General features: G+C 50.0%; 7 protein-coding genes. All 7 read right to left on the reverse strand.

The window, feature by feature from the left end; genetic code table 11:
* Nucleotides 1-18: 18 nt before the first annotated feature.
* The gene (locus tag ABEW73_RS25730; protein WP_430163098.1) at nucleotides 19-891 is read right to left on the reverse strand and encodes a carbohydrate ABC transporter permease; all 873 of its coding nucleotides are present in this window, start codon (nucleotides 889-891) and stop codon (nucleotides 19-21) included.
* Nucleotides 892-942: 51 nt separating this feature from the next.
* A complete protein-coding gene (locus ABEW73_RS25735) occupies nucleotides 943-1878 on the reverse strand; it encodes an ABC transporter permease (RefSeq protein WP_430163101.1) in 936 nt (311 codons plus the stop codon).
* Between the two features lie 424 nt (nucleotides 1879-2302).
* Nucleotides 2303-7240 carry a polysaccharide lyase family 8 super-sandwich domain-containing protein gene (locus ABEW73_RS25740; protein ID WP_430163104.1) on the reverse strand — a complete coding sequence of 1646 codons (4938 nt, stop codon included), beginning with the start codon at nucleotides 7238-7240 and terminating at the stop codon, nucleotides 2303-2305.
* A 93-nt stretch (nucleotides 7241-7333) separates the two neighbouring features.
* Nucleotides 7334-8380 (reverse strand): glycoside hydrolase family 130 protein, encoded by a 1047-nt coding sequence (locus tag ABEW73_RS25745; RefSeq protein WP_430163107.1) that lies wholly within the window; start codon nucleotides 8378-8380, stop codon nucleotides 7334-7336.
* Between the two features lie 32 nt (nucleotides 8381-8412).
* On the reverse strand, nucleotides 8413-9945 hold the full coding sequence (locus ABEW73_RS25750) for an extracellular solute-binding protein (protein ID WP_430163110.1): 1533 nt from the start codon (nucleotides 9943-9945) through the stop codon (nucleotides 8413-8415).
* A 42-nt stretch (nucleotides 9946-9987) separates the two neighbouring features.
* The gene (locus ABEW73_RS25755) at nucleotides 9988-10872 is read right to left on the reverse strand and encodes a carbohydrate ABC transporter permease (RefSeq protein WP_430163112.1); all 885 of its coding nucleotides are present in this window, start codon (nucleotides 10870-10872) and stop codon (nucleotides 9988-9990) included.
* A 9-nt stretch (nucleotides 10873-10881) separates the two neighbouring features.
* Nucleotides 10882-11820 carry an ABC transporter permease gene (locus ABEW73_RS25760; protein WP_430163115.1) on the reverse strand — a complete coding sequence of 313 codons (939 nt, stop codon included), beginning with the start codon at nucleotides 11818-11820 and terminating at the stop codon, nucleotides 10882-10884.
* Between the last annotated feature and the right edge of the window lie 221 nt (nucleotides 11821-12041).

Below are 12041 nucleotides of genomic sequence, written 5' to 3' on the forward strand. Positions count from 1 at the left end.
AACCCCGAAGGGAATATATCAGCCTTTGACAGAACCAATAACCAGGCCTTTCACGAAGTACTTTTGCAAATACGGATAGAGTAAGACGATCGGCCCGATCGTCACGATCGCTGTTGCCATCTTGACTGATTCTGAAGGAAGCGTGATGTCGCTTGTTCCGGCCAGCATCGTCATCTCGTTCAGCATGCTGATCTCCGATTGCATTTGCAGTAGCATAAATTGCAGCGGGTACAAATCCTTGCTGTCAATCAACATGATTGCATTCCACCAATTGTTCCAGTAATCAAGTCCGTAGAATAGCGCAATCGTCGCCAATACCGGTTTGCATAAAGGAAGATAGATCCGGAAGGCAATCGTAATATCGCTGGCCCCGTCAATGTTTGCCGACTCTCGCAGCGAGTCGGGAATCCCGCTCATAAAATTCCGCACAAGGAAGAGGTTGAACGGGCTGAACAGCAGCGACGGAATGATCAAAGCAAAGATGTTATTGGTCAATCCGAGCGAACGATTCATCAGATACCAGGGCACAATCCCCGCGGAAAAAATCATGGTAATAAAGAAATAGAGCGCCAGTAGATTGCGGTTTTTCACATTTTTGTTCGCCAACGTGTAGCCGGCCATAGAAGTAATCAGAATAGCCAGCACCGTGCCGACAATCGTGACGAAGATGGAAATACCGTAGCTCTGCATGACTTGGGAACCGCCCGTAAAGATTAACTTATAGGCATACAGAGAGAACTCCTCCGGGAAAAGGCTGTAGCCGTTCTTTAATATGGCATCCTCATCCGTGACCGAGATCATCAGAACCAGAAGCATCGGAAGCAAACAAAGCGCCGAATAAACCGTAATGAGAGCATACATGATCGTTTTGCTGAGTGAAAACGCCTTCATTTCTATTCCTCCTAAAGCCTTCCTTCGGGAAGCTATTGCCGAAACCGGATTTTAATACAACGCCCCATCTTTAAAAAATTTGCGGGTAATGGCATTTGTGCCGAAGACAAGGATAAACCCGATGACGGACTGGAACAGTCCGACAGCCATTGCTTCGGAAGGGTCGCCAATCTGACGCAAAGAGCGGAATACATACGTATCAATGATATCCGTGGTCGAATACAAGGTGCCATTGTCGCCAATCAAGGCGTAGATCATCCCGAAATCACCGTACATGATTTTGCCGACCGAGAGCAGCATCAGTATAACCACCGTAGGCATCATCAACGGAATCGTAATGCGCATGCACATCTGCCACCGGTTAGCCCCATCAATCTCGGCAGCTTCATACAAAGTCTCATCAATCCCGGTGATGGTAGCCAGATAAATGATGGCGCTCATCCCTGCTCCTTTCCACACATGCATGACGGTAAGAACAGCCGGCCATACCTTCGGCTCGGTGTACCAGTTGACCGAGGCGAGGCCAAGCTGGTTCAGCAATTTGTTCACGATCCCCATATCCATAGAAAAAAACGCATACAGCACATAGCTGATGACGATCCAGGAAATGAAGTTCGGAAACAACATCATTGATTGGCTGATTTTGACGAACAGCTTCTTGCGCAGCTCGTTCAGGATCAGTGAAATGGCCAGTGCCGTCAGCGTTCCAAAGACAATAAAGAGCAAATTTAGAAAGATTGTGTTAAAGGTGATCGTAAACGCCTTGCTCGACCCAAAAAAGAACTCGAAGTTCTTTAATCCTACCCACTCGCTATGAAATATGCCCTTTGTATAATTGAATCGTTGGAAAGCAATCAGTATATACGGATACGTCATATACCCGAAAATAAACGTGTAAACCATCGCCGGAAGGACCAGCAAGTAAGATGTTCCATTCCTACGGATATCAGAAAACATGCCGAATGCCGGTCGCTGTCTCTTTTCCAATTTCTTATCCTCCTTCTTTGCAGTGTACATTTTTGGACTGCGTTGACGCTTGCTCTAACTCTATAGCAGCGGGTCAGCGTTTCCAATTTCAAATACCGGATATCGCTTTCACGATTCGATTAAAGGGCTTTCAAATTTCGAATTGATTTTCATTTTGACCGAAAAATTCAAAGAGATCGATCACAAGAAGAAATTCGTCAGACGAGAAGGGATCATCATTAAGCGGAGCCCACACCTACCTCGATCGCGCTTAAGCCGCTGAATCGAATGGCTGGAACACGCCCACTCCCATTTTGTCACCTGACAATGTGACACATTTTCGTCCAATTTTTCCGCAAAGGTCTTAAGAAACACTTGAACACGAGCACAGGCACAGCATAAGGAACTTATCTGTTCCTACGCTGTGCCTGCTGATAGCTCTGTTTTAATGTTCTGTACCAAGCTCCAATATCCGCACCAATATGGTCACTGCTTCCGCCCTGGTCGCAGTACCGTTCGGAACGAACTTATTGTCGCCGCGGCCGCTCATGACGCCCAGCTTGCGAACCGCTTCAATCGCGCCTTTCGCCCATTTCGGGATGTCCTTATCGTCCGCGAAGCCGGTCGTTGCGCCTGCTTCATCAGACAGTTTAAGCGCTCTAGCGATCATCGACGCCATTTCCGCGCGGGTAATACGCGCATTCGGCCGGATGCTGCCGTCCGCGTACCCGCTCACAATACCTGCTTCAACAGCATTCGCGATCGCTTGCTTCGCCCATCCGCCGATTTTGGCCTCGTCCGTAAACGCAGTCGCTGAACCTGCTCCTTCCAGCTTAAGCGCATGGGCCAGCATGACCGTAAATTCGGCGCGGGTAATGGCGGCATTCGGCTTGAACGTTCCGTCGGGATAGCCGCTGACAAGCTTCATGCCCGCCGCGCTCAGGATGGCGCTCTTCGCCCAATGTTCCTCAATGTCTTTGAACGATGGCACCGGCTCATTCGGTTCGCCGCTGTCGTCGTTCTTCTCGCCTACAGCCATGACCGCAAACTTGGTGAAGTGATCCACCTCGGCCGTAATTCGATCGCCGGTCACGACGCCGCCTATTTCAATCCATACTTTCTTTGCTTCGTCATAGTAGAAGATAGCGACTCTTTGATTGTCTTCTATGAGAGACGGGTCGAACTTCATCGAGATGATGATCGGCTTCTTGAAGTTTCCTGCCATATTTTTCGTCAATTCAAACACGTTGCTGACAAGCGTTTCCTTATCGAATACGAGGTTTGCCGTACTGAGCAGCTTCTTGATCTCGATGCGCAGCTCTTGCTCCGCCGCCCCTGCGCCGATCGTAAGGATAACTTCGTTATCGATACTAACCTCGCCGGTCCTGCCGCTCGGAATAAGGATGGTGCCGTTGGCCGATTTGATAATGGAAGTATTATTGCCATTGTCATGATCATTGTTATTGTTATTGTCATTGTCATTGTCATTGCCTGTGCCGCTGCCCGGTGTCTCCGGTTGCGGAGCCTTCGGGGTCGCCGTTACGGCATTGGAGAACTTGCTCTCGCCCCCTGCTCCCACGGCTTTCACCGAGAACGCGTATCGCGTGCCGTTCGTCAGGCCGGTTACGGTGTATGCGGTGTCCGTGATGTTCGCCTGCACTTGCTCCCAATCGGCCGGATCAACCGGAGCCGCAGACCCTGCATACTTGTAAACGACATAGCGATCCGCTCCAGCCACGGCATCCCAACTCAGCGAAACTTTCCGGTCGTCCGCCAAAGCGGCAAGATGAGCCGGCGCGGCCGGAACCTGCGACAATGTCGAATTCGGGGTCGCCGTCACGGCCATGGAGAAATCACTCTCGCCTCTCGCATCTACGGCTTTCACCGTGAACGCATAGCTCGTTCCGTTCGTCAACCCGGTTACCGTATACGTGGCTTCCGTTACGCTGGCTTGAGCCAGCTGCCAGTTGCCCGGATCGGCCGGCGCCGCCATGCCTTCATATTGGTACACGGAATAGGTGACGCTTTCCGCCGAAGCGTCCCATCTTAAGGTTACGGATCGATCGCCGGGCGCCGCCGTCAAATTCGCAGGCGAAGCCGGAACAGAAACTTCATCCGGCGATGGGATCACTTCGTTCGACGGCGCGGACGAGGCCGATTCCCATGTGGCGTTCCTTGCGATCACCGTAAAGGTATACGCCGTACCGTTCGTCAGACCGGTGACGGTGATTGGGCTGTCCGAACCTTCCGCCGTCGCAACAGCTTCTCCGTTTGCCCACGCGGTCACCTGATAGCCTGTAATTTCGCTTCCGCCGGTATGAATCGGCGCGGCAAAGCTTACCTCAGCGGACCCGTCATGACCAACGGCATGCACATCGGCAGGTGCGTCCGGTGCGGTAGCAAGAGCCGAATATACTTTAAATTCCCAGAGCGAGTAGCCATATGTGGTCCCTCTTTTCGTGCCATTCATCTGAACGTATCTTGCATTCACGGGTTCGAAGGAAATTCTGTCGATTCCGCCGTCTCCGGTTGTGGTGCTGTAAACGGTGGTCCAATTCGTCGCGTCATCGGAAACCTGAATTTCGTACGCCTTGCCATACGCGTCTTCCCAATGTAGAGCGACCTCCTGAATGGACCTGCTAGAGCCAAGATCGACATAGATCCACTGCGGATCGGAATAGTTAGATCCCCAACGGGTACTAAGTGAGCCATCGACTGCATAACCGGGCCCCACATTCGCGGCTTTGGACGAGCTTGCCACTACCGGCTTGCCTTCTGCAAGATTGGGCGGTACTGCTTCATACACGTTAAATTCACGAAGTGAGTAGCCATTTCCGGTACCCTGCTGAACTCCTTGCATACGAACGTACCTGGCACTGACCGGACTGAAAGAAATGTCTTCGATTCCGCCTTCACCCGTCGTCGTTGAGTAAACATCCGTCCAGGTGACAGCATCGTTCGATACTTGAATTTTATAACTTTTCCCGTATGCTTTCTCCCAATTTAGCCTAACTTTATGGATCAAAAATTGATTTTGCAAATCAACATAAATCCATTCATGATCCGCATCGTTTGAACTCCAATACGAAGTTCTGTAAAGATCCGAAGCCTTCGAGGCATATCGGTTGTCTTTGCTGGATGAAGCGGTCGCACCTTTATCATAAGCGAGATCGAATCCGCTGTCGTCGATGGAGGCTCCCTCATTCAAAGTAATGCTTCGGCCTGTGAACGTATCCTTGCCGAGCGTATAGCTTGTCGTGGATGTTTCTCCGTTTCGATCCAGCGTCACGTTCACTGTAATCCCCGGTGTTTCGGGATTGGCGACTGAAATACGGACAGGTGCTGCGGATTCGTCAACGATAACCATGGCGGGTTGATCTACGGTGACAATCAAACCGTCTCTCACCGTCACCGTTCCGGGTTGATAAAACAGCAACTCCGCAATTCCCAGAGACTTATGCCGGACAGCCTGGACGGACGATGTATTCGCAAGAATACTTATCGGGTTGTCGCTCGCGTAGCTGCTGACCTCTTCGGAGGTTTTGTTCGGCAATACAATGTATTGATAGGAAGCGTTTGTGGGTTTCACGCCATGATCGAGCCAAATCGAAAAAATCGGCTTGGTCATCGCCTCCGTTGAACTTCCCGAGATGACGTCGCTCCAGCTTCCGGTTTTCGTCTCCCGTTTTACTTGAAAGGTCGTCGGATTCGGGAATATATAGCCGATATGATCGTTATAGGCCCAGCGTCCGCTGGTTTGCATCGTTCCGTCTGCTATCGGATTGCCATCTACGAGAACTTCGCCTATCGCCTGACTTTGGTTCAATGTCGTGTGGATCGGCGCGGTATTCGTCGAAGCGATTCCTGCACCAAGCGCCACCATTTCATCATCGAAAAAGAAGTAGCCTTTCTTTCCGCTTGTATTCAGCTTGTTAAAATCAAATGCGGTGGCTCCATAACGCTCGTTTGTCACTCCGCCTACAAATGTTTTGGGATTGTTGAAATTCCCATCTTTCGTGAGTGCGTACGGGGCCGTCGTACCGGGAACATGGGCCCAGTCCATCAACGGGTAAACGGGTCTGTATTCGTCGCCGGTTCTCTGAATGGCAGTGGCTCCTTGCGGCGTCCAGTACAACAGGTTATATCCGCTGGGATGAATCGTTCTCCATTCGCCGCCTTTAACCGTGCTGGAGGCCATCTTGACCGTAATTCCGTAGTCAGATCGCATATGGGAGGAGACAAGCGTCTGCCATTGCGTCATATTGTTAGCGTTCAGTCCGTTGCTCGTGTTCGTGCCGATCATGCGAATATTGTCAAGGAAACTGGCAAACTCCGCAGCCCGCTTCGGATTGGCCGTCTGCATCCATTGCATCGGATCTTCATAGAAGGTCAGAGCCGCGCTCGCATAATCCGGCCAATCGGGTCCATTCATCCCCATACCGAGATCGGCAACATCGCCTTTCACGAGATACCTGGTGCCGTCCAACAAGTATGACGATAACGAATCAATCGCCGCCTCGCTGTACGAGAACGCGGTGCCCGAGGTAATGTAGGCCCAGAAAGACATATCTCTGGCAAAGCTTCTTCCATAGCCCGTCGTATAATTCGTTTTGCCATGCATGAAAAAAGACATGTCCGACTGGATTCCCGTCACCGTCGTCGTCACATTCGACAGTTCGTTAAACGCATTCACGGCGTTCCGGACGATCTGGGCATCCTCCAGCAATAAGCCCCGGTACATATAATTTTGATTGTACCAGGACGAATTGGCTCCATCGACAGTGTGAGGGCTGCTGTCTAACGTGCCGATAATATTGGAGACTTGCGTTGCCGTTAAATAGCCTTCACATAGAAGCGCAATTTTTTCCAGCCTTAGTTGTTTGCCGATTCCGGTCTCCCACCAGTTGGTTGAAGTCGGCTTTACCGTGAACCAATAATCCAGCCCCTTTTGAATACCACCTAACAGCGTTGCACTATGATAGTTCGGATCATTCGGGTCAGCAAACGCCTGCGCCATCGACTGCATCCGGTCTAAGGCAAGGTAGGGCGACCAACCTCTCCCATTGGCGGCGGAAGTTGTACTCTTGTAATCGACATCGCCCCAGCTTCCATCCGGGTTTTGATTGGATAAATAAGTACCTGCTTGTGATTTGAAGGTCCATTCGACCCGACCGTTCGTTCCGTCATTTATGATATCTTTGGAGATGTAAAAATCAACCATACGCTTTTTCATCATTTTCATATCAGCGAGCTCTTGAGAAGCATTCGTCTCCTCGGAAGTGCTCGCCGATACGGGCGAGTATAAAAATATCGATGACATCATAAAACAAACCATAGCAAGACATATCCACTTCTTTACAAACCTTTGCCTTTGGTTAGCCATTCTCATGCTCCTCCTTTGTTAAGCTCAAAAAGTTATTGATAACGCTTTCAAATCAATGGATTGAAGAAGGCAGCAAACACTGCCTTCAACCCTTCAAAAAAACGTATTATATATATCCTCCAAGGGGATGTCCACTACAGCCATCACTTCGTCCGCGGCACCGTAATACATGCGGATCGTTTGATCTAGTAAAATGGCTCCGCACGAAAACACGACCCCGCCGAAAAATCCATTCACCTCATAGGCGGTTTCCGGCTCCAAAACGGGTACACGAGATCTTGCTATCACCTTGGCCGGATCTTTCAAGTCGAGCAGCACTGCGCCCATACAATAGCGATGCTTGCTGTCCGCGCCGTGGTACAACGCAAGCCAGCCGCGTTCGGTTCGAATCGGAACCGCGCCGCCGCCCATACGAGCTGAATCCCAACCTTGTTCGCTAAGCCCCATCAAGAAGCGATGGTTCCCCCAATGTATGAGATCGGGCGATTCGGCAATCCACATCTCGGGGGAACCGAACGACTTCGGCACCGGACGGTGCAAAGCGTAGTATTTGCCGTTAATTTTCTCCGGGAATATCATGACGTCCTTATTTTCGGGAGCGAGCATAAGCCCGTAACGCTTGAATGTTCGAAAATCCCGGGTCTCCGCCAGGCCAACGCCAACGCCGCGAGCGGAGGCGGAACTGTAAGTGATATAATACATGTCCCCGATTTGGGTCACGCGCGGATCTTCAATCCCCCACGCTTCCGGAGCGTGTTCCGGAAACAAGGCCGGCTGCGGCTCGATGTCGAAATGAACGCCATCCTTACTTCGCGCCACCCGCAGATGGGATAAGGATGTGAGCATGACCGTTCGTCCGTCCCTTGCTACGAAGCGCGAGTCGGAGAAATCATAGCTCGGATCGGCCTTGTCGTAACGTTCTATAAGTACATCGGTACCCGCTTCGTTAAGCCGGGGGACGAGCACTTCGTCCCCCCGGTCCGATACCGGCGCTTCCGAAACGCGCAGCAACAGAATAATTTCATCTCGTACTTGCGCAACGCCTGCATTAAACGCTCCAAGCACTCGAAAGTTGGGGCGGGAGGGTGCAACGTCCCGGGTCCGTATAACAGGATTTTGCGCGCAGCGTTTTACGTTCATGTGAGATACCTCTTTCCGTCTTTCAATGATTGTTATTTACCGGATGTAACGGCGTCGATTTGTGCTTGAATTTCATCGATCACTTTTTGTCCGCCGAGGCTCGCCATTTTTTCCTCCAGCGTCACCTTGCCTTCATCCGCAGACAGCACACCTTGACTAAGCGGCAGGAAGATCGAATCGTGAAGTGGCGTAATTTTGGCATATTCCGTCTTCACCTTTTCAGCGTTAAAGCTGAAGCCTGCCGTCGGACTAAGCATGAAATTAGCCGGGTCGGCGGAGAAGTCGAACCACTTCTTGTCATCCGGCATCATCGTATCCGGCGTGCGGTTTAGCGTTGGCCGCCAGGTCAACACAAAGCCCGGGAACGAATAGTTGGACAGCACCTTATAGCTCGTGTCGCCGACAGGCTCCCAATCCTTCCCTTGAATGCCGTATTCCATCAAATCGTGGTTTTCCTTAATGGACAACCAATTGACTACGTCCAGAGCCAAATCGCTGTGCTTGGATGAAGTCGGAATGCAAAGGAAATTCCATTGCTGGAAAGCGGTATACGGCTTGGCCTTATCACCGTTCGGAACGAAAACCTCAAGCTTGTCGCTGCCATCCTTCAGCATATCCGAATATTTCAATCCCTCCACACCGTCAGCCGCATAATAGGTGGCCGCATATTTGCCTTGTTTGAACAGCGTTTCCGCATTTTGCTCCTGCGCAATATTTTTAGAAATGATGCCGTCCTTGTAGTATTTGGTGACGCGTTCATAACCATCGGCAATCATCGGGCTTGCCCATTGACCGACAACTTTCTTGTCCTTGGTTGAATAGGAGAACATGCTGACGCCGATTTCCAGCACTTCATCAAGCGCCAGATTAGCGGATTCGCTCAGGATAAACGGAAGTTTATCGGCTTTGATGCCGTTAATGACGAAGGGCCTGACATCCTTCTCGTTTTCCTTGACCATATACAAAAATTTCTCCAGATCTTCGAGCGTTTTCAACTCGGGAAGTCCGTATTTCTCGCGCAAATCTTTGCGGATAAGCAGGCCGTATACCGGGCCTTGGGTGGTGCCGAGCGGAATGCCCATAATTTTGCCGTCGAATTTGTTATATTCCCACATTTCATCAGGAATGGACGCTTTAAGCTCCGGACGCTCGGCGACCATGGCATCCAGTTCCAGCAAAGAATTGCTGGCGATCATCTGATTCATCGACAACCATGGGGCATCCAAATACATATCGAAGTCTTCCCCGGCAGACATCTTCACAGATACCGCATTCCCGTAATCGGACCACGGCAAGAAATTGATATTCAAGGCCGCTCCGACGTTGTCCGCTTTCAATTTGTCGTTGACCGCCTGCAGCACATCGTCAAAGCCCGCCGGCTTATCCCCCGGGAAATAAGCTTTCAGGGTCACCGTTTCCTTCGGTGCGGATGTAGTGCTTTCCGTATTCGTTGGAGCATTCCCTTCATTGCCGCCAGTCCCCGTTTTGCCTCCGCAGCCCGCCAGCATCAATGACGAAGCCAATACTATGGCCGTCACCGCGCCAAACCATTTTTTCAATCTCATTTCGTTAACCTCCCTTTATATAATGAAAGATTTAATCCACGATTACCCTTTGACAGCTCCTACCGTTAGACCTTTGACAAAATATTTCTGAAGCAAGGGATACAGCAAGACAATCGGGCCGATCGTCAGCACGGTTGTCGCCATCCGCACGCCATAGGTTGGTGGCGTCACAGCAATGGCTGCGGCGGCGGGAATGAGATTTCTGGCGGCCTCCATATTGGATACCATCCGGCGCAGAATCAATTGCAGCGGGAACAGCTTCTCATTATCCACGAACATCAATCCCATAAACCAGTCATTCCAGTAGTTCAGGGCATAAAAGAGACCGACGGAAGCCAGAATCGGCTTCGAGATCGGTATCATAATTTGAAAGAAAATTCTCATCTCATTCGCTCCGTCAATTCTTGCGGCTTCCTCCAATTCCTCGGGAATTGTACGGAAGAAACTGACAAGCAAAAAGACGAGGAACGGCTGGCATAATAATGTTAAAATTAGCACCCAAACGGTATTCTGCAAATGCAGCCACTGACTGACCACAATATAAAACGGAATGATGCCTCCGGAAAAAAGCATAGGCAAATAGCAAAAAATCAGAAAAGGCGTTTGCAGGACATTCCGCTTGTTGGCCAGAGAATAGCCAAGCATTGCGGAAATGCACAGCGCGCTTAATGCGCCTACGGCAGTGATAAAAATCGTGACCGCATAGCCATTTAGCAGCACATCCGATTTCAAAACGGCTTTATAAGCGTCCAGCGATAATTTTTGCGGAAATAAAGTATACCCGTGCGCAATCAGTTCCCCCTCGTCCGTAAACGATCCGATAATCATCAGCAGAAAAGGAAACAGACAAAATAAGGTGAACAATAAAATGAACGTATAGGCAAATACCGTAAAAGTCCGATCCGCAGCACTCTCTTTCTGTCTCATCGTTACCTCCTAGAATAAAGCGGATTCTTTAGACACCCTTCGGGTTACCCAGTTGGCGGCAATGACAAAGATCAGACCCATAACCGACTGGAACAGGCCAACCGCCGAAGACATGCCGAAGTCATGCAGCTGTCTCATGGAGCGGAATACGAAGGTGTCGATGACGTCGGTAGTCGGATACAGCAAGGAATTGTCTCCAATGATGGCATAGATCATGGCAAAGTCCCCGTTGAAAATCTTGCCTACGGCCAGCAAAGTCATGATCATAACAGTAGGAACGAGCAGCGGCAGCGTAATGCGCAACACAATCTGCAGCTTAGATGCCCCGTCAATCCGGGCAGCCTCGTACAAATCCTCCGATATGCCGGTAATCGCGGCCAGAAAAATAATCGAAAGATAACCGGCTCCTTGCCACACGCGGATAACCGTCAGAATGAACGGCCACAGCTTCGACTCAAACATCCAGTTGACCGGTTCCAAGCCGAAATTTTGCAGCCAAGTATTGATCATCGGCTCTTCCCCGCCGAATAATGATTGGACAATCATTCCTACCACAATCCAGGACATAAAATAAGGAAGAAAAATGAGAGACTGCGAAATTCGTTTGAAATACTTATTGCGAATTTCATTGAACATTAGTGCGATTAATACAGCAGCCGCCGTAGTAAACAAAATGAACAGCATGTTCAGCATCAGTGTGTTGCGCAGGATGACCCAGAAGTCATCCGAAGTAAAAAAATAGTTGAAGTTTTTTAAACCGACCCATTCGCTTCCCGTAATTCCCTTGGCAAAATTATAGTCTTTGAAGGCAATCATAATCCCGTATATGGGAAAATAACTGAACACGAGAAAGAACAGCAGCCCCGGTACGGCCATAGCATAAAGAAAAGGATTACGAACTATATGCTTCACCTTGGACCGTTTTCTTGCATTAAGTTGATATTGCAAAGTTTTACTTCCCCCTTTCATCGAAACAGGCAATCGCATCTGCGTCCCGTTATTTAAAGTGCGAGTTCAAAAAGTCGGGTTTTCAGGATGACTTTTTGAACAACCTCTTATACCGTTACCTTACCGAGCCCTCACCGCAACGGCAATTCCGGCAAGCTCCAATTTTTCCTGCAAGCGCAGATTTACGAACTTCCCAAAAACAACACTACCCTCGAAAATAA

The sequence above is a fragment of the Paenibacillus lautus genome, assembly GCF_050482385.1.
GTDB lineage: Bacteria > Bacillota > Bacilli > Paenibacillales > Paenibacillaceae > Paenibacillus_AQ > Paenibacillus_AQ lautus_B.